The organism is Echinicola soli, assembly GCF_006575665.1.
GTDB classification, from domain to species: Bacteria; Bacteroidota; Bacteroidia; order Cytophagales; family Cyclobacteriaceae; genus Echinicola; species Echinicola soli.
The window spans coordinates 1,333,157-1,358,525 of record NZ_CP041253.1; the positions used below are offsets into that span (position 1 = coordinate 1,333,157).

The 25,369-nt window shown below is 45.7% G+C and carries 16 protein-coding genes; 10 read left to right on the forward strand and 6 right to left on the reverse strand.

Annotated features, from left to right (window positions below; translation table 11 throughout):
- Positions 1-77 precede the first annotated feature (77 nt).
- The 8 genes from pdxA to FKX85_RS05585 all read left to right on the forward strand — a co-directional run bounded on the left by pdxA (position 78) and on the right by FKX85_RS05585 (position 13,091).
- Positions 78-1,130: a 4-hydroxythreonine-4-phosphate dehydrogenase PdxA gene (gene pdxA / locus FKX85_RS05550; protein WP_141613778.1), complete on the forward strand. Its 1,053-nt coding sequence runs from the start codon at positions 78-80 to the stop codon at positions 1,128-1,130.
- Entirely contained in the window at positions 1,108-2,283 is a 1,176-nt protein-coding gene (locus FKX85_RS05555; RefSeq protein WP_141613779.1) for a four-carbon acid sugar kinase family protein, read from the forward strand. Before pdxA ends, FKX85_RS05555 begins: the two co-directional genes overlap by 23 nt.
- Before the next feature lie 155 nt (positions 2,284-2,438).
- The gene (locus FKX85_RS05560) at positions 2,439-3,806 is read left to right on the forward strand and encodes an alpha/beta hydrolase family protein (protein ID WP_141613780.1); all 1,368 of its coding nucleotides are present in this window, start codon (positions 2,439-2,441) and stop codon (positions 3,804-3,806) included.
- A 301-nt stretch (positions 3,807-4,107) separates the two neighbouring features.
- A complete protein-coding gene (locus FKX85_RS05565; protein ID WP_141613781.1) occupies positions 4,108-6,549 on the forward strand; it encodes a glycoside hydrolase family 95 protein in 2,442 nt (813 codons plus the stop codon).
- A 424-nt stretch (positions 6,550-6,973) separates the two neighbouring features.
- A complete protein-coding gene (locus FKX85_RS05570) occupies positions 6,974-8,197 on the forward strand; it encodes a glycoside hydrolase family 88/105 protein (RefSeq protein ID WP_141613782.1) in 1,224 nt (407 codons plus the stop codon).
- A gap of 8 nt (positions 8,198-8,205) precedes the next feature.
- On the forward strand, positions 8,206-9,783 hold the full coding sequence (locus FKX85_RS05575) for an MGH1-like glycoside hydrolase domain-containing protein (protein ID WP_141613783.1): 1,578 nt from the start codon (positions 8,206-8,208) through the stop codon (positions 9,781-9,783).
- 76 nt (positions 9,784-9,859) lie between these two features.
- Positions 9,860-12,583: a glycoside hydrolase family 78 protein gene (locus FKX85_RS05580; protein WP_141613784.1), complete on the forward strand. Its 2,724-nt coding sequence runs from the start codon at positions 9,860-9,862 to the stop codon at positions 12,581-12,583.
- Between the two features lie 130 nt (positions 12,584-12,713).
- Positions 12,714-13,091 carry a hypothetical protein gene (locus FKX85_RS05585; RefSeq protein ID WP_141613785.1) on the forward strand — a complete coding sequence of 126 codons (378 nt, stop codon included), beginning with the start codon at positions 12,714-12,716 and terminating at the stop codon, positions 13,089-13,091.
- Positions 13,092-13,284: 193 nt separating this feature from the next.
- Here FKX85_RS05585 and FKX85_RS05590 read toward each other — a convergent pair whose 3' ends face one another.
- The 5 genes from FKX85_RS05590 to ileS all read right to left on the reverse strand — a co-directional run bounded on the left by FKX85_RS05590 (position 13,285) and on the right by ileS (position 19,178).
- The gene (locus tag FKX85_RS05590) at positions 13,285-13,578 is read right to left on the reverse strand and encodes a winged helix-turn-helix domain-containing protein (protein WP_141613786.1); all 294 of its coding nucleotides are present in this window, start codon (positions 13,576-13,578) and stop codon (positions 13,285-13,287) included.
- Positions 13,571-14,158, reverse strand: a complete 588-nt coding sequence (locus tag FKX85_RS05595; protein WP_141613787.1) for a hypothetical protein — start codon at positions 14,156-14,158, stop codon at positions 13,571-13,573. Before FKX85_RS05595 ends, FKX85_RS05590 begins: the two co-directional genes overlap by 8 nt.
- 4 nt (positions 14,159-14,162) lie before the next feature.
- Positions 14,163-14,678 (reverse strand): DUF1579 family protein, encoded by a 516-nt coding sequence (locus FKX85_RS05600; protein ID WP_141613788.1) that lies wholly within the window; start codon positions 14,676-14,678, stop codon positions 14,163-14,165.
- 430 nt (positions 14,679-15,108) lie between these two features.
- Positions 15,109-15,747, reverse strand: coding sequence for a lipoprotein signal peptidase (locus FKX85_RS05605; RefSeq protein ID WP_141613789.1), 639 nt, complete (start codon positions 15,745-15,747; stop codon positions 15,109-15,111).
- A gap of 44 nt (positions 15,748-15,791) precedes the next feature.
- The gene (ileS, locus tag FKX85_RS05610; RefSeq protein WP_141613790.1) at positions 15,792-19,178 is read right to left on the reverse strand and encodes an isoleucine--tRNA ligase; all 3,387 of its coding nucleotides are present in this window, start codon (positions 19,176-19,178) and stop codon (positions 15,792-15,794) included.
- Between the two features lie 320 nt (positions 19,179-19,498).
- On the opposite strand from ileS, the gene FKX85_RS05615 reads away from it, so the two are divergent.
- On the forward strand, positions 19,499-20,068 hold the full coding sequence (locus FKX85_RS05615) for an LOG family protein (RefSeq protein ID WP_141613791.1): 570 nt from the start codon (positions 19,499-19,501) through the stop codon (positions 20,066-20,068).
- Between the two features lie 1,103 nt (positions 20,069-21,171).
- Here FKX85_RS05615 and FKX85_RS05620 read toward each other — a convergent pair.
- Positions 21,172-23,001: a family 43 glycosylhydrolase gene (locus tag FKX85_RS05620; protein ID WP_141613792.1), complete on the reverse strand. Its 1,830-nt coding sequence runs from the start codon at positions 22,999-23,001 to the stop codon at positions 21,172-21,174.
- A gap of 1,710 nt (positions 23,002-24,711) precedes the next feature.
- Here FKX85_RS05620 and FKX85_RS05625 point away from each other — a divergent pair.
- Positions 24,712-25,293 carry an RNA polymerase sigma factor gene (locus FKX85_RS05625; RefSeq protein ID WP_141613793.1) on the forward strand — a complete coding sequence of 194 codons (582 nt, stop codon included), beginning with the start codon at positions 24,712-24,714 and terminating at the stop codon, positions 25,291-25,293.
- The last annotated feature ends 76 nt before the right edge of the window (positions 25,294-25,369 follow it).

Sequence of the window (25,369 nt, forward strand, 5' to 3'; positions counted from 1 at the left end):
ATGAAAGATTAAAGACCAAAGACAAAATGCTGTCCAAGATCTCAGGTCTCTAATCTCAAGTCTACAAATTAAGGAATATGGAAAGACCAATAATAGCCATCACCATGGGTGATCCCGCTGGTATAGGACCTGAGATTATTGTGAAAAGCTTTCGGGATGGAGGATTGCATGCCAAGTGCAAGCCATTGGTAGTGGGCGATGCTGCAACCATTGCCAGGATGGCCAAACAGCTAAATGCTCCATTGACCGTGAAGGCGATTCAGGAGGTTCACCAAGCCAAGTTTGACCCACAAGTGATCGAGGTTGTGGACTTGAATAATGTAGCATTGGACCAACTGGAGATTGGTAAGGTGAGTGCAATGTCCGGTGAAGCGGCTTTCCAAGCGGTGAAAAAGACCATTGAACTGGCATTAAGTGATGAAGTTGATGCGACAGTTACCAGCCCGATCAACAAAGAATCCATTAATTTAGCAGGGCACCATTATGCGGGTCATACAGAGATATACGCAGAGTTTACCGGCACGGAGAAATTTGCGATGTTGCTCGTGGAGCAAAACCTCCGGGTAATCCATGTGACCACCCATGTGCCTTTGAGGCAAGCATGTGACCTGGTGAAGAAAGGCAGGGTGCTGGACGTAATCCGATTGTTACACAATGCCTGCGTGCAGTTTGGGATCGAAAAGCCGCGTATTGGCGTGGCAGGCCTTAACCCGCATGCGGGTGATGGAGGACTGTTTGGTACAGAGGATGACGAAGAAATTTTACCTGCTGTACGGACGGCACAAGCAGAAGGATATGTCGCCGAGGGGCCAGTTCCTCCGGATACCTTATTTGCCAAAGCCGTTCAAGGATATTACGATGGCTGTGTAGCCATGTATCATGATCAGGGACATATCCCTTTCAAGATGGTAGGCTTCAAATGGAACAATGAAACCAAGACGATGGAAAGTGTAAAAGGGGTAAACATCACCCTTGGCTTACCGATTATCCGTACTTCTGTGGATCATGGTACTGCCTTCGAAATTGCCGGGCGGGGAATTGCCTCAGAGGATGCGTTGAACTTAGCGATTGATTATGCCATTCCGATGGCCCAAAACAGAAAAAAACATGATAGCAGTTATAGCCGATGATATTACCGGGGCAGCAGAGATTGCCGGAGTATGCCTGAGATGGGGCATTCCTGTTTCTTTTTCCCTGGACGCCAGTCCTGCCAGTGGAGCTGAAGTGATGGTTATTGCCACGGATACCCGTTCGATGGCAGAAGCGAACGCCCTCAAGGAAACCGACAGGATAGCCTCCGAGCTATTGGATATGGGCATTACGTGGATTTTTAAAAAATCAGACTCCGCAATGCGGGGTCATGTAGCTTCAGAGCTTAAGGTGCTGGCCAATAAGTTGAACAAAAAGAAGATGCTGCTGGTACCGGCAAATCCCTATACGGGCAGGAGCATCAGCGATGGGATTTATTATGTAAAGGGAAGGCCGCTGAACGAAACCAGTTTTAAGGATGATCCTACCTTTCCGGCTTTTTCTGCGAATGTGAAAGACTTGCTGAGGGAAGACGAACTGCCCGTGGCCTATGGCAAATTTTCGGAAGAAGAAGACCTTCAAGGAGGATTCAATATCCCTGATTCCCAAACCATGCAGGATCTCTATGCCTGGGCCAGCCTGATGGATGGTACCGTTTTGCCGGCAGGGAGCGCAGCGTTTTTTGAAATGTGCCTGAAGCGAAATTTCCCTGAATGGATGCGCGGTCAGGAACCCGATCCGCTTTCTTTTGTGGGTAACAGCTTGATGATCGCCGGAAGTAGCCACCAAAATAGCAAGGACTTTGTGGAGAAGGCCGTGGAAAAAGGAGTTCACCTGAGTGAAATGCCCGAATTGCTGATGGAAGAGAAATACAATCCTGCCGGTACAGAGGCTTGGGTGCATGATGTAGGACAGGGGCTCATGGAAGGGGACCGGGTGATCATGGCTTATGGCAAGAAGAAAGTGAGCTTTAAAAATTATCCTGCCATTCTGAAGAAGCGTACCGCACAGGCAGTGTCCAGAGTGATCGAAGAAGTGCCTGTACGAGAACTGTTGTTAGAAGGTGGGGCTACGACCTGCGCAGTGATCGAAGAACTGTCCCTTGGAGCCCTGATTCCCATGCAAGAACTTAGCCCCGGAGTGGTGCGCCTAAAAGCCGTCGATCATGACATGGTGCTGACCATCAAGCCAGGCAGCTATGCGTGGCCGGAGGCAGTTTATAGATATTTTGAGTTGGAAAAGCCAATGGTGTGATGGGTGCAGTAAGATGGGGTTCTTTTGACATAAATAAAAAGAAAAGTCCACAGTCGACCAATGACCGTCGACCGTGCACCTGTGCGATTACCTCCCTTTTAGTAAATAGAAGCGTGCACAGGGGGAAGGGAAATTCATTTCTTGTCCTGTCATTTATGACTACACTTTTCTTGTTCAGTGGACTTACTGACTTGTATGCCCAAGATGCTGACCAAAATTATCGGGCTACTTTAGAGGAGACCCTTGACCGGATCGAAACGACTTTTCAAGTCACTTTACAGTACGACCAAAAATTACTGGGGGACAAAGTGTTGGATTATGCTTTTTGGCGAATTAGGCCAGGAAATTTGGAGAATTCCCTTACGGCAGTACTGTCACCTTTTGATCTAACCTATTACCAGGAGGGAGCAAAGACCTATTCCATCAAGCCTTTTCAATACCATAAAAAATCCATCTCATTTGCTCAGGAAGAGCTGGCGTATTTCGAAAGCCTTTATGATAATCGAATTGCTTGGGAAGACAGAAAATCCCAATTGCGCCAATGCATGATCGAGGCACTTGGTATATTGGAACTTCCTAGGGGGCCATCTTCCGAACCAGTCATTACCAAGCGAAGAAATCATAAGGGCTATTCTGTGGAGAATGTTGCCCTGGAAGTGCTGCCGGGCATTTATACCACTGGCTCAGTATATAGACCTCGTCCGCTGAAAAAGAACCTTCCCATCATCATTATGCCCAATGGCCACTTTGGTGAGGGACGCTATCGGGAAAGTGAACAGATCCGAGCTGCTACGCTTGCCAAAATGGGAGCCGTGGTGGTAGGATACGATCTTTTTGCCTGGGGTGAATCCCAGTTACAGTTTGCTTCCGAAGACCATCGGTTGAGTGCCGCGCATACCATCCAAACCTGGAATGGCATCCAGTGGATCGATTACCTTTCCGCGCTTGCAGAAACTGATCCTGAGCGTGTGGGCATTACTGGAGGGTCTGGCGGTGGTTCGCAGACCATGCTGCTGACGGCCGTTGATGATCGAATCAGCGTGTCTGTGCCCACAGTGATGGTTTCCTCTCACTTCTCGGGAGGATGTCCCTGCGAAAGCGGCAAACCTATCCACTTATGTGGAGGCGGAACCAATAATGCGGAAATTGCGGCAATGGCTGCACCCAGACCATTGTTGATCATTTCTGATGGAGGGGATTGGACCCATACTGTACCGGAATTAGAGTTTCCATTTATCCAGCGGACGTATGGATTTTATGGTGCCGAAAATAAGGTGGCCAATGCGCACTTCCCGGAAGAAGGCCATGACTATAAATATTCCAAACGTCAGGCCATGTATCCGTTTATGGCAGAACATTTAGGCTTGCATATTGATAAGTTAAAGAATGATGAAGGAAAGGTGGATGAAAGCGGTGTAGTCATTGAAGAGGAGCAAACCTTGAAAGTGTTTGGCCAAAATGGGGAAGATCTTCCTGAGAGTGCCATTAAAGGGAAAGATGCCCTGTTTAATGTCTTGGAATAATTGTCATTTCAAATGCCTGGCCCATCATGTCCGTCATTGCTTATGAAGGGATAGCGGAGTGAAGGGATCGCTTCACCTGGAAACAAGATTGCCCGTTGTCCTGCCAGATGTTCCGCGGAACCTGCTAACATTGAGTTTCAGACTCAGGACAACAGCTGTGCCGACTGGAGCAACAATATAACAGCAACGCTGTTCGGAATTTGTAATCCGGATTAGTGAAGCATCGTCCACGGAGGACCGTTGATCGTGGACTGTCGACCAGAAAACCAAGTAACTCAATAACCTAATAACTCAAAAGCCAATGCGTTGGACAACATTCTTACTTCTCGTCTTTTTTGCACATACGACCAGCCTTCAGGCGCAGGATACGCCGTGGAAGCTTTGGTACGATAAGCCGGCATCCAACTGGAACGAAGCCTTGCCCTTAGGAAATGGTCGCCTCGGCGCAATGGTCTTTGGGGCACCAGCGATGGAGCGGTTGCAGCTGAATGAGGAGACCATCTGGGCGGGTTCACCCAATAGCAATGCCCACAGCAAAGCCAAGGAAGCCATTCCCTACGTTCAGCAGCTGATTTTCGAAGGAGATTATCAGGCCGCCCAGGAGCTGGCCGACGAAAAAATCATGTCCCAGACCAATGACGGGATGCCGTATGAAACATTTGGCAATGTTTATATTTCCTTTCCCGGCCATCAAGATTACGAGGATTATTACCGTGACCTAAATCTGGAAGAGGCCATCAGCACGGTGAGCTATACCGTGGACGGCGTTCAGTACAGAAGAGAAGTCCTCAGTGCTTTTGAGGATGATGTCATCATGGTGAAATTGACGGCAGACCAACCTGGCAGTATTACCTGTAATGTCCAAATGACCAGTCCCCATGACAATGCCGTAGCGCGGGTAAGAGAGGATCAGCTGACACTGTCCGGTGTTTCCCAGACCCATGACCACCAACGGGGCGGCGTAAAATTCCAAGGAAGAATAAAAGCCACCAACCAAGGAGGTGAGCTGGTCATCAAAGATGGACTGATCAGCGTAGAGGGTGCCAATGAAGTGACCTTGTACATTTCCATTGCAACCAATTTCAAGAGTTATAAAGACCTTTCGGTGGAATACGAAAAGAAGGCAGGAGAAATTTTAGATGCTGCTTACCAAAAAGATTTTGCAAGCATCAAGAGCGCCCATGTGGACTATTATCAGCAGTTTTATGATCGTGTGGCCATCGACCTTGGCACCACAGAAGCAGCTGATCATCCTACAGACCAGCGGATCCAGCAGTTTTCAGAAGTAACTGATCCCCACCTGGCAGCTTTGTATTTTCAATTTGCACGGTATCTATTGATTTCATGCTCCCAGCCGGGAGGGCAGCCGTCCAATTTGCAGGGCATTTGGAATGACATGCTTTTCCCCCCTTGGGAGAGTAAATACACCGTCAATATTAATGCTGAAATGAACTATTGGCCGGCAGAGCTTACCAACCTGAGTGAGATGCATGAGCCGTTTCTGCAAATGGTGCGGGAAGTGAGCGAAACCGGTCAGGAAACGGCCAAAATGATGTATGGTGCGCGTGGATGGGTGCTTCATCACAATACGGATATCTGGCGCATCACAGGCCCCATCGATTATGCAGCCTCCGGGATGTGGCCAAGTGGCGGGGCATGGCTGAGCCAGCACCTTTGGGAGCGCTACCTGTACAGTGGGGATGAAGATTTTCTGAAAGAGGCTTACCCGATCATGAAGGGGGCCGCACAGTTTTTCTTGGATGTACTGATAGAGGAGCCTGAGCACGGCTGGTTGGTCGTGTCTCCCTCAAGTTCACCGGAAAACAGCCATGTGCATGGTGCGACCATTGCGGCAGGGGTAACCATGGATAACCAGCTGATGTTTGACCTGTTTTCCAACCTGATCCGTTCCAGTGAAATTCTGGGACAAGATGAAGCTTTTGCAGATACGTTGAAAGCCACCCGTTCGCGATTGGCGCCCATGCAAGTGGGACAATACGGGCAGCTGCAAGAGTGGATGCACGATTGGGATGACCCTGAGGATAAGCACCGCCATGTGTCGCACCTTTACGGCGTATTCCCAAGCAACCAAATTTCACCTTTCCGAACGCCGGAATTATTTGATGCAGCCAGGACTTCGCTGATGTTCAGGGGCGATCCATCCACTGGCTGGTCCATGGGATGGAAAGTGAACCTTTGGGCAAGGTTCCTCGATGGTGACCACGCTTATAAATTGTTGCAAAACCAGCTGAGCCTGGTAACCCCTTCCAGCCGTGGCGGAGGAACGTATGCCAATATGTTTGATGCGCATCCTCCTTTTCAGATCGATGGCAATTTTGGCTGTGCAGCGGGAATTGCCGAGATGTTGATGCAGAGCCAGGAAGGGGCGATCCACCTGTTGCCGGCCCTGCCCGGTGTTTGGGATGAAGGAAGCATCGAAGGTTTGCGCGCAAGAGGTGGATTCGAAATTGTCGAGCTGACCTGGAAGGACAATAAGGTGGACAAGCTGGTGATCAAATCCACCCTTGGTGGAAACCTACGGCTCCGATCTGCCAATAAGTTAAAAGCAAAAGGGCTAGCCGAAGCTTCTGGAGAGAATCCTAATCATTTCTTCGCGCTGCCTAAAGTCCAACAGCCGCTAGTTTCCGAGAAAGCAACATTGAATCCGGTGGACTTGCCGGACTATTATGAATATGACTTGGCAACTGAACCTGGTGAAGTATATACAGTTTCTGGCAGGTAAGCTATTGTATTAGGGTTGTTTGTGAATTGGAAGATTAAAAGATTGGAAAATTGTGACATTCTAGTAAAAAGGAAGCAGTGCTGGCAGCTCATTCGTCCAGAGATTTTTCTTGGAAAGATACCAGCACATTTGCGGTTATTCCCCCTTTTAGGAGACTAGGGGGTGAAAAGACAGGTAGAGAGATTGAAGAAATAAAAGGTTGTAATATTTCCCAATAATGGTGGCTCTTACATAGTGCTTCTTAGGGCATGAACGGGTGTGGGTATTGAACACAGGTATACACAGATGTTAATTTTGGGATCTTAAATCTGTGTTCCTCTACGGTTATCACTTTCCGTTGTGATAGAGGGTGCAATGGCAGGTTTGTGGATTAGGGAATTGTCCCGTAGGTACATTACAAATTGAGTCAATGAACAAAAATGACATGAAAAAGAACATTATAAATTATAAGTTGATCCTTGGCGCAGCCATTGTCCTGTTTTCCTGTGGAGGTAAAAAAGAGAATAGCCAAGAGCAGGCTGAAGCAGCTCCTGCAATGGAAGAGAAATGGTCGGTACGATTGGCCAATTCCGATATCATTCGCTTTGAAGACTGGATTGTGGAAGATCCCTATTGGGGTTACCATGAAGGCTTGGTGTGCAAGTCCATGCTGGACATGTGGCACTACACAGGAGATGATAAGTATTTCAATTTTGTAAAAGGTTTTGGCAATAATATCATTGAAGGTGATGGCACCATCAAGACCTACAAAATGGAGATTTATAACATCGATAACATCAATTCCGGTAAAGTACTGATTCCCCTGTACGAGAAGACGGGAGAAGAAAGGTTCCGTATTGCCTTGGATACCTTAATCAAGCAGCTTGAGGAGCATCCACGGGTTTCGGATGGTGGATTCTGGCATAAGAAGAAATATCCCCATCAAGTTTGGTTGGATGGTCTGTATATGGCAGGGCCATTTTTGGCAGCGTATGGGGCTGCTTTTGATCAGCCAGCATATATGGATGATGCCACGGCGCAATTAATTGCCGCTTATGAGGTGCTTTTTAATCCTGAAAAGCACCTATTGTACCATGGCTGGGACGAGAGCAGGGAGCAAGACTGGGCCGATAAGGAAACCGGCCTATCGGCCAACTTCTGGAGCAGGGGCATGGGATGGTATGTGATGGCGATTGTGGATGTACTGGACTATTTACCAGCAGACCATCCACATAGATCTAAGCTGATAGAAATGGCCAATAGCATTGCGGTAGGCATAGCAGATTTCCAAGATCCAGCGACAGGAGCTTGGTACCAAGTGACCGATCAGGGGAGCCGTGAGGGCAATTACCTAGAGGCTTCCGGGACAGGAATGTTTGTGTATTTTCTATACAAAGGCGTTCGCAAAGGTTATTTGCCCAAAAGCTATATAGCAACTGCAAATAAGGGCTACGAAGGCTTGGTCAACGAGTTTTTTAAAGTAGATGAAGATGGCTCCGTGTCCGTTACCGATGTTTGCTCTGTAGCAGGACTGGGAGGTGATGGCAATCGCGACGGGAGTTTTGAGTACTATATTTCAGAGCTCGTCAAAGACAATGATCCCAAAGGGACTGCTCCGGCCATCATGGCCAGCATAGAACATGAAAGATCTTCAGAGGAAAATCAATAATTTAAGACATGCAATACCCAAAAATACTTATCGCCTTTGCGCCTTTGCAAATACCTTTTATCGGCCTTCTTACAGCCGTCTTGTTGGGCAGCTGCGCCACTACAGTGGAGGCACAGGGCCCTGCGATCTTAAAGAAAGAGAACTTTAAACACTATGCTGACTATTTTAGTCGCATGGAAGATGAAAATATCACCCAGGCCATTTCCAATGAAGATTCTTGGGCGTGGATGGAAGATAATATTCCACTTTTTGAGGCTCCCCAGAAAAATTTTGAAGAGATTTTTTATTTCCGATGGTGGTCACTGCGCAAGCATATCAAGGAAACACCTGTGGGCTATGCCATGACGGAGTTTTTGGTGGAGCGGTCTTATTCGGACAAATACAACCTGATCAGCTGTGCCCTGGGGCATCATATTTATGAATCCCGCTGGCTGCATGACCCTAAGTACCTGGACCAGATCGTCCACACTTGGTACCGGGGCAATGACGGCGAGCCAATGGAAAAGCTACATAGTTTCAGCAGTTGGACTGCGGATGCTTTGTATCACAGATATCTGGTGACCGGTGATGAGGAATACCTGCTGGACATGCTGCCGGATTTGCAGGAAGAGTACCAGTGGTGGGTGGACAACCGCCAGCGGGAAGACGGTCTTTTTTGGCAGATAGACGTGAAAGATGGCATGGAAGAATCCATCAGTGGTGGACGTCATGTCAAAAATGTGCGTCCCACGATTAACAGCTACATGTATGGCAATGCTAAGGCGATTGCAAAGATCGCTAGGCTAAAAGGAGACGACGTATTGGCCAAGGAGTATGATCAAAAGGCAGCGGAAATCAAGGAATTGGTGCAGGAGAATCTTTGGAACCAAGAAGATTTGTTTTTTGAGACGGTGAAAGAAGAAGGTGGCTTCGCCAATGTGCGGGAAGCCATCGGGTTTATTCCCTGGTACTTCAATCTCCCCGACGACAAAAATCCTTATCATGCTGCCTGGGATCAGGTAACGGATGAGGGTGGCTTTTTGGCGCCTTTTGGCTTGACCACTGCGGAATGTCGACATCCGGATTTCAGGACCCACGGCTGCTGTAATTGTGAATGGGATGGAGCTATTTGGCCGTTTGCCACCAGTCAGACTATGACAGGCATGGCGAATTTGCTGAACAACTACCATCAAGATATGGTGGGGAAATCCGATTATTTTACCCTGATGGAAAAGTATGTAGAATCCCAGTATTACCGTGGCCGACCCTACATCGGGGAATATTTGGACGAGAAAACAGGCTTTTGGCTGAAAGGCGACCAAGAGCGTAGCCGTTACTATAATCATTCTACTTTTAACGATTTGATCATCACCGGTTTGGTAGGGTTCAGACCAGGCCCCAATGGCCAGATGGAAGTAAACCCTCTGGTACCGGCAGATAAATGGGATTGGTTTTGCCTGGACAACATCGCCTATCAGGGGAATATCGTGACCATCTTCTGGGACAAAACAGGTGAAAAATATAATAAGGGCAAAGGCCTGCATGTGCTGGTGAACGGTGAAGAAGTAGGCAATGCGGAAGATTTGGAGCGAATCGTGGTGGAGTAGATTTTCTTTTGGAGCTTTTGCAAACGGTTGAAAGATCCCCTCTTTTAGGGGACCAGGACGTAAAAATGAACACAAAATGAAACGACTTATAGCTTCGGTATTATTTTTTTTCATGGTGATTTCGATGGTCAAGAGTTATCCTGATGGTGACATCGCTGTGGGAGCCTTGAAGGTGGAAATGCTGACTGATCCGGAAGGTATTGATGTGCGGTATCCGAAGTTGAGCTGGAAAATTTCGGCTGGTCAAAAGGAGACCTATCAGGAAGCCTATCAAGTGCTAGTGGCTTCTTCTCCGGAACTATTAAGCCCAGAGAAGGCTGATGTGTGGAATTCCGGAAGAGTCACCTCTGATGGGAGTATCCATGTCACCTATGATGGTGAAGCGCTGGGCAAGGATACCAAAGTCTATTGGAAAGTAAAAGTATGGACCAACCACGGTGAGAGCGATTGGAGTGAAACGGCCCATTGGTCTCTTGGTCTGCTCTATTATAAGGACTGGAGGGGCAGATGGATCGGTTTTGACAGGGCTTTTCCCTGGGAGGATATTTCGACCTTTCCGACCCTGGGAGCACGGTATTTTCGCCACGAGTTTGGAGTGGAGAAGGAAGTGAAACGAGCCACCGTTTATATCATGGGTTTGGGGCTATATGAGTTACACCTTAATGGCCAAAAAGTGGGAGATGCCGTTTTGGCTCCCACGCCAACTGATTACACCCAAAATGTAAAGTACAATGCTTACGATGTGACGACCATGCTTCGGGGAAGTACTGAGAATGCTGTGGGTGTCATGCTGGGCAATGGGCGTTATTTTACCATGCGCCAAAACTACAAACCTTATAAAATTAAGAATTTTGGCTTCCCAAAGCTCCTTTTCAATCTTGTCATCCACTATAAAGATGGTAGCAAGGAAGTGATTTCCACCAGTGACCAATGGAAGGGCACAGCAGATGGTCCTATTCGAAATAATAATGAATACGACGGGGAATACTATGATGCCAACAAGGAGTTTCCTGGTTGGGATAAAATAGGTTTTGACGATTCATCTTGGCTCCAGGCGGAGTATGTGCAGGAACCACGGGGAGATTTTGAGGCGCAGCTGAACGAAAACATGAAAGTGATGGAGGAAGTGAAACCTGTTTCACTGGAAAAAATTGACGGCGATCGGTATATCTTGGACATGGGCCAAAATATGGTGGGGTGGCTACAGATGACGGTTCAGGGAGAAAAAGGGGATACGGTGAAGCTAAAATTTGCAGAATCCCTCCAGGAGAATGGAGAGCTATTTATGACCAATCTCCGCGACGCTAAAGTCACGGATACTTATATCCTTAAGGACGCCAAAGAAGTCACTTGGGAACCACGCTTTACCTATCATGGCTTTCGGTTTGTGGAGATTTCTGGTTATCCTGACGAGCCCAAAATAGAAGACTTTGTGGGGAAGGTGGTGTACGATAATATCAAGACCGTTGGGCACTTTGAAACATCAGACCCTGTGCTGAACCAAATCTATCAAAACGCCTGGTGGGGCATTGCGGGCAATTATAAAGGCATGCCTGTGGACTGTCCACAGCGAAATGAACGACAGCCTTGGCTGGGAGACCGTGCTGTGGGTGCTCACGGTGAATTTTATATGTTTGACAATGCCCGTTTGTACCAAAAGTGGCTGGAAGATATCCGGCTTGCTCAGAAAGCAGACGGCAGTCTCCCCGACGTGGCACCGGCCTACTGGCGGTATTACAGTGATAATATGACCTGGCCAGGTACTTACCTGATGATCGCCGATATGCTGTACCAGCAGACGGGTGATAGTAGTGTAGTCCGGGAAAATTATCATGCCATGAAAAAGTGGCTCACTTATATGGCTGACCGCTATATGAACGAGGACTATATCGTGACCAAAGACAGTTACGGAGACTGGGTAGTACCACCGGCCAGTATCGAAGCCGGAACTGGCCAAAATGCCGATGTGAAGCGACCAAGTGCATTGATTTCTACCGCTTATTATTACTATTTTATGGAAATGATGAGCGACTTTGCAAGTATCCTTGGCAAGCAAGAAGATATCCCCGCCTATCAATCGATGAAAGTAAAAGTTCATGAAGGTTTCCAAAAGGAATTCTACCATGAAGAAGGCTTTTATGGAGCAAATAAAATGACCGATAACCTGCTGCCATTGGCTTTTGGCATGGTGCCGGAAGAGGATCGACAAAAGGTCTTTGGCCAAGTGGTAGAAACGATTGAGGTTAAAAACAGTGGGCACCTGAGCACTGGGTTAATCGGTACGCAGTGGTTGATGCGGACGCTTTCGGACTTTGGCAGGGCGGATTTGGCACTTAAACTGGCGACGAACACTACGTTTCCCAGCTGGGGATATATGATCGAAAATGGTGCGACCACCATCTGGGAGCTTTGGCACGGCAATGTGGCCAAGGCAAGTATGAATTCCCAAAATCATACCATGCTGTTAGGTGATCTGACCGTGTGGTATTACGAGTACTTGGCTGGAATCAAGGCCGGTGAGAATAGTCCCGGCTTTAAGTCATTTGTGCTGGATCCGGTTTTTGTGCAAGAATTGGATTTTGTAAAAGCTTCTTTTGATTCGCCTTATGGCATGATTGGCAGTTATTGGGAAAGACAGGGGAAGCAGATTGTGTGGAAAGTGAAGGTGCCCGTCAATACTACCGCCACCGTAAAGCTGCCAGCCAGGGCGACCGGCAACGTTACGTTGAACGGTAAGGCCTTGGTCACAGGTGAAACAGTGGTAAAGTTAGGGTCGGGAGAGTATGAATTTGTTTTTTGAATAGCCCCAGCACGTGGGAAAGGCCCTTGGAAATTATCTTTTGTCGAACAAAAATCCTTAAATTTAACAAGCAACACATTACTACTTCTTCTGCAATAAATTCATTGATGAATCAAAACGCTTTATTGCTATGTGTAGGATGCTTGGAATGTATGTCATCATTTTCCTTTTATGTGCATGCCAGCCTGCAAGTCCCCAGTATCCAGATTCCAAGTGTGCAGAAGCCACGGAGTTTGTCCAAGAGGTAGAAAACAGGAAAGGAAGATTATATCGAATGGAAGATTCAGAAAGCTATGCCATAAGCTACCATTATCCAGAAACGGTCGATATGGTGGATGTCGGTGTGGTTTGCCATATTCCAGCTGATTTTCCACTACCGGAAACAGCGGAGGAAGCTTTAGAAGTGACTTTTAGTGGTAAGTATTGGAAGTACACAGATGTGCCTCCAGCCATGGCCGCTGGAAGTACGGTGTATTATTTGGAAGTAGCGACCATAAGCCAAGAGTAGTGGCAGTACATTATATTTGTACCCAGTGTAGGCGACTTTCCTGTTTATATATCCAATTGTTAATAGGTTATGGTTTTCAAAGGAAAAACCGAGCTATGTAGCATTGGGTTAAAAACTCAATGTACGCGGTTCTGCAACACAGCTGTCCGAACAACAGGGAGCGATATAGCGTAGCGAATGCCAATGGAGCCCCTTATTTTTTCTTCACCTGAAGGTAGGCCTCCAGCGCTTGGACATATTCGTCAAAGGCTTGGATTCCCTTTTTGGAGATTTTACAGGTGGTCAAAGGGAAATTGTCCCGGAAAGACTTTTCCACTTCGACGTAGCCTGCAGTTTTGAGTTTTCCGATCTGGATAGAGAGATTGCCTGAAGTAGCCCCAGTTTTTTCTTTGATATAATTAAATTCCGCATCCTCCACCGACATCAGCAATGAAATAATGGCCAGCCGTAATTGGCTGTGGAGGATGGGGTTTAATGTTTTAAACATTGGTCTCAGGGGATTTTGGTTTCATCAGGTGAGCTGGGATAATATAACTGGTCAAAACGGCCACCATAAGTAGGATAAGCTGGTATTGAAATGGCTGGGCAAAGGCAATAAACCCGCAAATAGCGCTAGCAATACCGCCAATCATCAATACCTTATACTTCAAAGCCACCGCAGTAGCATAGGAAGCTGTTCCGTATAAAATCATAAAGATAGGGTATACGACATCCCAACCAATGACAAAGGCCCTGAAAAGTACAAGGATAATTGCTATTCCCATACCGCCCCAAATTCCTGCCATCACCCGGTCCATATAGGTACTTACTTTGCTGCGTTTTTTTTGCTTGGCCATATAGATGAAGTGCATGACACCTCCCAGTGCCATCAGGGTCCATACACGATGGGAATGCTGATACTGCACCACGTAGGCCAATATATAATGGACCAAGGCACATCCGAGTGTGAGATAACCCCAAATAAAATATAGGAATCGGTCTTGATAAATTTGGTATTTGGTGGACTCCACCATCGAGCGGATCAGCTGGATGCTATCCTTCTCGTTCCATTGTGTTGTATTTTCCATGGTTTTATTTTTTGGTTAATTGCATTTCGAAACTTGGGTACCACTGCGAGCCATTTGGAGAATATTGGCCGTTTTCTTGCCATCTTCCCTGTTCATCGAGCTGAATGGTATATTTCAATGCACCACCATTGGCCATATCAAATCCCCATTCGATATGGCGTTCTCCTTTCAAGGTAAAGTAGGCTTCAGTGCTCATGCCATTGGCCAGCCAAGACCGCATGTTATATGCTTGGCTATGTTCATCAAATGTTACGATGGCTAGCGCATTGAAAGCGATACTATCTGCTTGGTAGCCTTTTCCTTCAATGATGAGCGCTTTACCGCTGAGCCTAAATTCCACATTTTCATGTTGGGATATTTCTGTGGCCTGGTTGGAGCCTGTCGTGACAGTGGCCGGACCTTGCCATTTTCCTTCCAAGAAGGACAATTGGCTCATCGCTTCATCAGCACTGGATTGGGCCAGGCCAGGACCACTGGCAAGGGCTGGGATCATGGAGATGATGCATAATAATTCTTTCATGTTGATGATGCTTAGTTATTAAATATGAAACTAATATAAAGTAGTTTATTTTATAAACCAAATAAAATCAATGATTTATATATAGTGTGTTAACCTGAAGATAGGAGGGATGGTGATTTTTTTGACTAGAGGGAAGCTTAGCTTACAGGATTAGTCAATTACAGGTGCAGCCGGCAAGTTGGGGCATCCATTGCTTGGGCCGCCACCAAGAGTCACAAAGAATAGGGATTTTAGACAAAGCGAAAACGCTAGGGGCTTATACAAACGATGTAGTCTTGAGTTAAAAATATAATGTGGTGGCTTCGCAGTACAGCAGTCGGGACAATAAATGTCTTGTTGTCTTTGCGACCTGTGTCAACTTATCTTTTGAATAGATCCCATAAAAATGGCTTGATCCAAAAAAAGCCCCGGGGTTTCCGAGGCTTTTGGATTATTTTTCTTCAATGAACTGACGCTGTATTTCGTCTTCTTCCTCTTCCTGATGGGTCTTGGTGTCCTCTCCAAAGAATTTTTTCTGGAAGAGCAGGATGAATACTACACCCATAAAGATGGAGGCGTCGGCGATATTAAAGATCGGCCATAACGCAGTATAGCTTCCTCCCCATAGTGGTACCCAGTCGGGAATAAATCCTTCCCAAATGTCGATATAGAACATGTCGACTACTTGGCCGTGAAACCAAGGCGTGCTGGCATCAAAAGGGGCATTTCCCAAAAATACGCCATAAAAGACACTGTCTACCAAATTACCGATGGCACCGCCCAAGATCATGGCAATGCAGACGATATAGCCAGGGTGTACTTTTTTTGTGATCAGGTAATAGAGGTAATAGCCGATGCCGACCATTGCTACGAGCCTAAAGGTCGTCAGTATCAGCTTTCCATACTCAGAACCCAGTTGCATGCCGAAGGCCATTCCCGGATTGGTTGTGTAATGGAGCTTAAACCAGTCACCGAAAATCTTGATCTGGCCGGCAGTTCCCATAGCCATGTTCGAATCAACGGCCAGTTTAACGACTTGGTCGATCAGGATGACCAGTAAGGTAATGCCAAAGTATTTTAAATATTTCATTTGCTATAAGTTCAGCGGCGCCATGATGGCCGCACTTGTTTAGTTTATACTTTTTCTACCTTTACTTTCAGTTCGAAATCGTCCATGTCCAGCACAGTTCCTTCTTCCACATCTCCATTTACGTAAAGTGATAGGGCTTGTGTTTCGGACTGGATGTAGGCCGAGAAGTTTTCCAGTGCACTGTCCACCTGCTCGTTCAGCTTGGCCACCTTGATGGTGATTTTGTCCTGCACTTCCAGCCCCATGTCCTTTCTCAGGTTTTGGATTCTATTGACCAGATCACGGGCGATCCCCTCTTGCTTTAGAGCATCTGTCAGGGTCACATCCAAGGCTACGGTGATGCCATTGGCACTGGCCACAGACCAGCCCGGTATATCCTGTGAGGTGATGAGGACTTCCTCTGGTGCCAAGCTGGCCTTTTCTCCATCTACCGAGATGTCGATGCTGCCGTTTCGCTCCAGCGTATTGATCTCCTCCTGGCCCCACTTACCAATGGCTGCTGCCACCAGCTTCATTTTTGGGCCAAAGCGTTTCCCGAGAAGCGGGAAGTTAGGCTTGGCATTTTTTACCAATATTCCTGAAGCATCATCAATGTATTCGACACTTTTGATGTTGACTTCAGACTTGATCAGTTCTTCCACGTGTTGGATTTGCTGTCTGGTATTTTCGTTCAGGATAGGAATGAGGATCTTTTGTAGTGGTTGTCGCACTTTCAGTTTATCCTTCTTCCTTAGACTATGCACCAAAGAAGAAATGTCCTGTGCCAACTGCATGCTGGCCTCCAGGTCTTCATTGATGAGTGCATCATCCGCTGCTTTCCAGTCGGTCAAATGCACCGATTCTTCGATATTCTGTCCTGCTTCTTTGGCTCCTTCGGTCAGGTTGGTAAACATCCAGTCCGCATAGAATGGAGCAAAGGAAGACATCAACTGGCTGAGTGCCATGAGGCATTCGTACAAGGTCTCGTAAGCGGCTTGCTTGTCCTCGTTCATGTCACCTCTCCAGAAGCGTTTCCTTGCCAACCTCACGTACCAATTTGACAGCTGGTCCACGGTGAAGTTCATGATGGCACGAGTTGCTCGCGTACCATCATAATTGTCCATGGCACTTTCCACTTCCTTGATCAGGGTCTGGAGCTTAGAGATAATCCACCTGTCCAGCTCTGGTCTGTCGCTTACTGCCACGGTCTTGGCCGGATCATAAGTAAAGGCATCCAGATTGGCATATAACGCGAAGAAGTTGTACGTATTTTGTAGGGTGCCGAAGAATCTGCGCTGTACCTCGGCCACACCTTCCAGGTTAAACTTCAGGTTGTCCCAGGGGTTGGCATTGGAGAGCATGTACCAGCGGAGTGCGTCCGGGCCATATTCTTTTAGGGTTTTGAATGGATCGACCGCATTGCCAAGGCGTTTGGACATCTTGTTGCCGTTTTTGTCCAGCACGAGGCCGTTGGCGATCACGTTTTTGAAGGCCACACTGTCAAACAGCATCACGGCAATGGCATGAAGGGTGAAGAACCAGCCCCTGGTCTGATCTACCCCCTCAGCGATATAATCTGCAGGGTAATTGGCCTTAAAGATTTCTTCATTTTCAAAAGGATAATGCCACTGTGCATAAGGCATGGCCCCAGAGTCAAACCATACATCGATCAGGTCTGGCTCGCGGAACATTTTATTGCCGTGGCTGTCCACCAAGATCACGTCATCCACATAAGGCCTGTGCAGGTCGATTTCTTCCCCTTTAAATGGAGATTCTTGCATAATGCCCTTGGCAATGGATTTTTCGATCTCTTCGTTCAGTTCAGCGATAGAGCCGATGCACTTGGTTTCGGTAGCATCTTCATTTCTCCAAACTGGTAGTGGCGTGCCCCAGAACCGGGAACGGCTGAGGTTCCAGTCTACTAGGTTTTCCAGCCAGTTGCCAAAACGGCCAGTACCGGTGGCTTCCGGTTTCCAATTGATGGTCTTGTTGAGCTCCACCAAGCGGTCCTTGTAAGCAGTGGTTTTGACGAACCAGCTTTCAAGTGGGTAGTAAAGTATAGGCATATCTGTCCTCCAGCAATGAGGATAGCTGTGCTCGTATTTTTCTACTTTAAAAGCCTTGTTTTCATTCTTCAAGATGATGGAAATGATCACATCGGTGTTTTTGTATTCCGGTGCATTCTCTTCCTCTTTCAGGTAATTTTTTACATAGAAATCATCCGCCGTGTATTCTTTGTGTGCGGTGATTTCGTGCGCTTTCATTTTGGAAAGCAAGTATTCACCTACTACGGGCAAGAACTTGCCTTTTTTATCTACTACAGGGATTTCATTGTCCTGATCGTCTTTGATAAATACACCGGGTACACCTGCTTGCACCAATGTCCTGAAGTCATCCGCACCAAATGCTTTGGCAAGGTGAACGATTCCCGTACCATCTTCTGTGGTGACGTAGTCGGCAGGAATTACTGTATAAGCAGGATGAGGCAGCTTGATGCCGTCGATAGGGAAGAGCGGCTCATACTCCATGCCCAGCATGTCCGCACCCTTAAACTCTTCTACCACTTCATAAGGAATCAGCTTATCGCCAGCTTTATAGTCTTCTACTTTCAGGTCAGCAGCTTTTTTGTTAAAAAGCGCACTCATTCTGGCCTTGGCCAAAATAACTGTTTGTGGCTGGAAGGTATAGGGGTTGAAGGTTTTGACCTTAACATAATCCAACTTTTCTCCTACTGCCAAGGCGGAGTTGGAAGGAAGTGTCCACGGTGTGGTGGTCCAAGCGATGATGTATTCGTTTTCACGTCCTTTTACCTTGAACTGGGCCGTGATGGAAGTATCTTTCACATCGCGGTAACAGCCTGGTTGATTGAGTTCGTGGGAACTCAGTCCAGTGCCGGCAGCAGGGGAATAAGGCTGAATGGTATAGCCTTTATAAAGCAGGTCTTTATCGTATAACCGCTTCAGGAGGCTCCATAGGGTTTCGATGTATTTCGGGTCAAAGGTGATATAAGGATCATCCAAATCCACCCAATAGCCGATTTTTTCGGTTAGGTCATCCCACTCGTCCTTGAAGCGCATGACCGTTTCCCGGCATTTTTTGTTGTATTCCTCTACAGAGATTTTCTTTCCGATATCTTCTTTGGTGATGCCCAGCTCCTTCTCTACTTGCAGCTCCACAGGCAAGCCGTGTGTGTCCCAGCCGCCCTTACGCTTTACCTGATATCCTTTGAGGGTTTTGTACCGGCAAAAAATATCCTTCAATGTTCTGGCCATCACATGGTGAATGCCCGGCGTTCCATTGGCAGATGGAGGGCCTTCAAAAAAGGTAAATGTCTCCGCTCCCTCTCGGTTCTGCACGGATTTTTCAAAGACCTTGTTTTCCTGCCAATAACGCAGTACACTTTCTCCTATTCCAGGATAATCTACTTGTTTGAACTCCTGATATTTTTTCACGATATCTCTCTTATTTCTTCCTAATCAAATGCTTAAGTGCCAGGCTTGTCTTCCCTATCTGGAATACAGCGCTGAGCTAATTGTTTCAAAAGCAGGCACAAAGTTAATAGAAAAGTAGGGTTTATGTATGGTGAAAGCTGAAAAACTCTCATTGCCTAATGGATTAGGATAAACTGTCCAGCTCATTGTTGGGATCATTTGGTCAAAATTGGCATTATCAGGACGGGGATTTCTCTTTTATTTAACTGGAAGGACTTGGGAAAGGACACAAAAATCCAGTTATTAGTAAAATTGTTTTACCTCATTACTACTGCGATACAATGAAAAAAATAACCATCTACTGCGGCTCCAATACCGGTAACAATCCTGCCTATAAAAAAGAGGCGATCACTTTGGCGGAGGAAATGACCTTGAGGAAGATGGATCTGGTGTATGGAGCTGGTAAGGTGGGGCTGATGGGCATAATGGCAGATCATATGTTAAGTGTGGGAAGAAATGTTTATGGTTTTATTCCCCAAAAATTAGTGGATGTGGAGGTTGCCCATCATGGCTGTACAGAGCTGACCGTCGTGGAGACAATGCGTGACCGTAAATGGCTGATGGCAGAGACCGGTGATGGCTTCATCGCCATGCCCGGCGGGATTGGTACCTTGGAGGAGCTTTTTGAGATCATGACCCTTAACCAACTGGGCTATATCCAAAAACCTTTGGCGCTTTATAATGTGGAGGGCTATTATGATAAACTAATCGAATTCCTGAATTTTTCTGCCCAAGAAGGTTTCCTGAAGAAAGCACAAATGGAGCTTTTGATCATCAGTGATGATCCTTCTGAGATGTTGGATAAGATGGCTGCCTATGAACCCAAATTTGTTCCAAAATGGGGAAAATAGAAATCCACGTTAGTGTGGGCAAGCGGAAAAGTTGGGGGCATGAACCCTTTTATTTTAATCCTACTTCTATGTTACGGTTATTTTAGGAGGGCTCTCTTTAAGGTACTTTCTTAATTTGACAAAGCAGGATTAATATGATTTCTTTATTGTTTTTTATGAGTCTCCGCAATCATACACGTAGCCAAGCATAATTGAATAAATTGTGTTTCTGTTCTTTTATTCAGGTGTAAAATTGCTTTCAATAGGTCTTCATGAATGCTACGCATTTCCATTGATGAAAAGGACCAAAAATCCAGTCCGGTGGTGATCCTTTAAATTGGGAAGGACGCGTTTTCCAGTGAGGACAATACGTTACCCAATTTAATTTAAGAAAACTGCTCCGGCCTGAAAATGAATGGATCTCGCTGTTCCACGACGCGAGCTAATTCATTTTCTTAACGGCCTGCTCATTTTTCTTAAACCGGTCTCACCAAGGGACTTCCTTAACTTTCGAAATCGCATTTTGGAATGGTACCACTACGTGTAAAATTACCGATAGTCATTTTGTTTTTTGCCACAAAGGCTTTAAGACCCAAACTAGTTTGTTTTCCAAGAAATTTGGAATCCGCCTACAAAGGACTTCATGTCTTGGCGACTTCGTGACGACATACCAAATGTATGGAAATCTTACCTCGCGCCCCCGCCCCAGAAATATTGCTTGATCCATTGATTAGCCAATTTCCTTACTGGTATAAAAGCATGGAGGGTGATTTTGAGACAATTACAGGTCGAAACACCTGTCCGCCTTGGAGGATGGCGTAAATAGGCTAATGCATATTACGGATTAAAAAAAGCCAGGGAGCTAAACAGGTAGCAGCCCTGGCTGTTGCGGTTGATTTGATTTTGAATGAAATAGCGCATTATGTGTGCCAAACTTTTATCGATATTTTAGAAGGCTGCCTTGGTAGTTTTTACCCCCTTTCAGGATTGCAATTATTGTTTAGTAAGCTTCCATTGAGTGTAAAACTGCGTTTGAACAGCCCGCCCCGAAGGGCAGGCCGTCACAAACACACTTACAATTAACCACAACAACCCAAAATGGGTATTCTTTATTACCTTTTGTATCATTCTGTATACAAGACTTCGCTTTTCTGAGAAATGCCGTTTTCATCAAATGCCTCTACTTGGTAGTAGTAGTCTTGATCGGTGTTGAGGGCCCGAAGTTCATATTCATTTTGGCTGTACATGAGTGCGGAAAGGTTCAGCTTGTCCTTGCTGATGCCCCAGTAAATCACATAACCGGTGGCGCCTTCCACAGGATTCCAGCTTAGGTCGGTATTGCGGCGGTCGCTTTGCCTTTTTGCGGTGAACTTGGCCGGTGTAGCAGGTGCTGCTTCTTTCCCGTTGCCAAATACCCTCAGCTCGGAAATGGCCAAAAACTTATTGGTGCAGTGAACGTGCTCATAGCGTACATACCGCGCCTCCACAGGTTTTTTCAGTTCGACGTATCCATGCGGCATGTCCTGTTGGTTTTGCGAATAGTCCGCGACGGTTTCCCAATTTTTTCCATCCAGGGAAGCTTTGATCACAAATTGCTGCTTTAACGTGTCCGGCCGGCCGAAGATCTCACTGTTAAAATCCTGGAAGTTGATTTGGATGGCTTTTACATCCATGGGTTTTTCCAGGTCGATCTCCACATAAATCGAATCATTATTGGCTTCGGATACCCAGTAAGACCGGATTTCTTCGTCATTGATCTGGGTAATGTCAAATTCCCGGATCTGCTCCTGCATGTATCCGCCTTCACTTTCATCGACTACATTGAGATCCATATTGACTTCTCCGGAGTTTGTTTTTACCGGTTTTTGATAGGACAGCAGCATCCATCCTGTGAAGCGGTGCTTATGGTCTTTCACTTCGGTGTCCGGCAGGTAATGTGGATAATCTCCGTAAGCGGTGTTGACGTACATTTGACCGTCTTCCTCAAATCCGGCGGGGTACATACCGATCCTGCGCTCGAATTTGTAATTGACCGATATGGCCATGGTGGAGTAGTGCCAGTAATTGCCGTTATTGTCCTGTACGGTACTGCCATGGCCTGATCCTTTGAGGAACCCGCCGGGTTTATAAGCGATGGGATTGTAGGGGGCATAGGTAAATGGCCCCAAGGGGCTGTCACTGGTATAGACACCGTCTGCATAGACATTCCACTGTGTGCCGGGAGCGCCATATTCCAAATAATATTTCCCGTCATGCTTGACCATCCAAGGCCCTTCAATAAATGGTTTCAGATCACTTTTATGATCTTGGCCAAATCGTTCCCATCCGTGCTTCTCAGGCTCCAGGTTAAAGAGGTCTTTCTCTTCTCCCTTGGGGACATAATAGTTGTCCGGATCCAGCTCCACTACACGTATTGGCCATTTATTGGAGGATTCTTCATAAAGATAGACTTTGCCATCGTCATCTACGAAAAGATTGGGATCCTGAACACCGCCGGGAGGATTGATCACCGCAAAGTTGGTTTTCCAATCCCCTATGTCCGGGTTGTCGGTTTCGATGACCGCCCCCCTTCCGGAAGGATCGCCCAATACAATGATCTTGTCGTCTTTTACCGCTGCCGCAGGGGCATTGCTGCCATTAAAGTACCAGCTTTGTGGGCGGATAAACTTCCAATTGCTCATGTCGTCCGATACCCAATATCCATGGGAACGGGTGACAAAGAGGTAATACTTTCCTTTAAAGTTCACAATGGCCGGATCTGCTCCGGAACGATAGGAAACATTATTTTTGGCCCGGTAATGGGACATATAGGTATAATCAATGTCGATCGGGTTGCAGTACGTTTCAAAAGACTTTTCCGCAGTTTCAGGAGCAGAAGTTTCCTGCTTACTTGGGTTTTCTGCGCATGATGCCAGAAGACAAATGACGACAAATGGAAGTATAATTCTTTTCATTGGAATAACGTGGTTACCACACTAAATGGGTTTATTTTTTTGATTCATTAAGGGTGAAGTGTGAATACATCTGTTTTCGGTTCCATTGCATCCTCCCTTAATTGCGATGATTGTAGGTTGAAGGTAGGATAATGGAGCTATTCCGGCAGGCTTACGGAATGAAAATACACGGTTTTTGTTTGATTTTTACAGAAAAATTCCATCAGAAATCCCTGTTGGTTTCCATTTGAAACTGGTTGTTTTGACCTTTATTAGCCAGAAATATAAAGGATCATCCCTGATGAATACTAATGATGTGGATAAGGAAGTACGGTGCCCGGAGGGAAGGGGGCATAGTAGGTAAATGTCAGAAGCCAAGAGCGTCTATGGATTAAGGATATGGGAATATATCTGCCGCAAAAATTTTAAATGGCTCTATATGATTTACAGTGGGCAAGAATATTTACCTTTTATGCAAACTTCAGTTTAGTATTCACATCGTTACCTTTGTTACTTCTTTGCTCCAGGTCAAAAAAGTAACCTAAAAGCCCCGCCGCAGTGAGGTGCTTGCCTGATATAAAAACCAGCACACACGCAGGAAAACGCTTCTGTATAGGGTATGAGCTACTTTTTGTGCTGATTTCCATCAGGTCTATCTGGCTGCTAGACAGGAAATCCTACGCCTTTTTCATCGCACTTCTTTGATTTCTTAACGTCAAATACCTCAAGGGTTGGACTACTGACCATTGGCTATGCATGTTAACCCTTTTTGCGGTTATAGGAATATACCAACTTACCGAATAGGATCAGGAAAATTGTTTTTAGATCACTCCCCTGAAAAGGGATGTTTAATCCAGCCCATTGAAGCGCATTGGGCTAATAGGTGATGATGATGAGACTACCCACGGCCTGTAAGGCCAGCTAAAAATCTTAACGGTTAAAAGTATTCCCGTGCCATATTGTTTGGTTAGAAGGGAGGACTCAACTGGGCTTTCAGCCTGCGTTAGAGGAATGTTTTTAGGCTTATGTCCCAAGGCCTTGCCTTTTTGGGTGATAGTGGAACATACCTTTTTGGCGCACTATTGGCCCTTTTTGAATTAGTGGCGGGTGTTTTAGTCCTGGCCAATCGGCAACTAAAATATGCTTATGAGTTCCTGGCATTTGTGTTGGTCTACATTCCATCAGGAAACTGGATGAGTAGTATGATATACATTGATTTATTTTTGGGTTTTTTAAGATTATTTCATGATGATTTAAATTCGAACAACACGGAATAGAAATGGCAACAGGAATAAGGATACACTGCTAATGGTTTGAAATGACTATAATAGGTTGTAAACAACGTATAATTGGTGATAAATTATTGTACCTGAGCAAATAAATGGCAAAAGTTCTTCAACGTTAAAAAAAATTCCCGTTATTGATTTCTGTGATTATGTTTAATTCTTATACCCCAAACCAAATACTTTGGAAACAGAAAAGACAAAATTCGATTACACCGCGCCGGTTAGAGAAAACGGAACCTCATTCCATAAAAACAGCTTGTTGATAACTGAAGATGTTTTTGTCAACCCCGACTATTTAGAAGATGGATAAAATTTAAGCTATTGCTTCCAATGAAGTGCATATCAAAGAATATAAAAAATAATCCTCGACCACAGCGTACCCAAAGCGGTAATCAATCAATAAAGCGGCTGTTTCAGGCATTTTCCAAAATCCATGACAAAAAACATGAATAAGGTTTTATCAGATTTAAAGGCTAAAAATAACGTTGCGTTTGAAAAATTGTACCATGACAATTTTCATAAAGTATCAAAGTTTGTCCAAAACAACAACGGAAATAAAGCTGATGCGGAAGATTTATTTCAAGAGGCCATGATTGTGCTTGTAGAAAAACTTCGGCAAGATAACTTTCATCTCACAGCTTCTATAAACACCTATGTTTACGCTATATGTAAAAACCTATGGTTTAAGAAGCTACGGGACAGAAACTACGAACTGTCTGTTGATGAAATGCAGTCTTTTGATTTTGCGAACTCAATTAATAGTTCCATTGAAGTTGAAAAGACCTATATAGAAAAGCTAAAAGGATATCTAATGAAAATCACCGACCATTGTGATAAACTCATCCGGGATATGTTCTTCAGAGGAAAAACAATTGAGCAAATCCAAAAAGATTTCGGCTACTCGACAGTACATAATGCTCAAAATCAAAAGTATAAGTGTTTAGAACAAATCAGGAAAGTCAAAGAGGACGAAGAAAGATTAAAAAAATTAATTTATCTGGGTGATTATTTTGGACTATTGGTATAAAGGTGGTAGACGGGTGTATCTATTCTAATCTTAACGTTAATAATATTATCAACACTCGAAAAGACTGTTTTCTTAC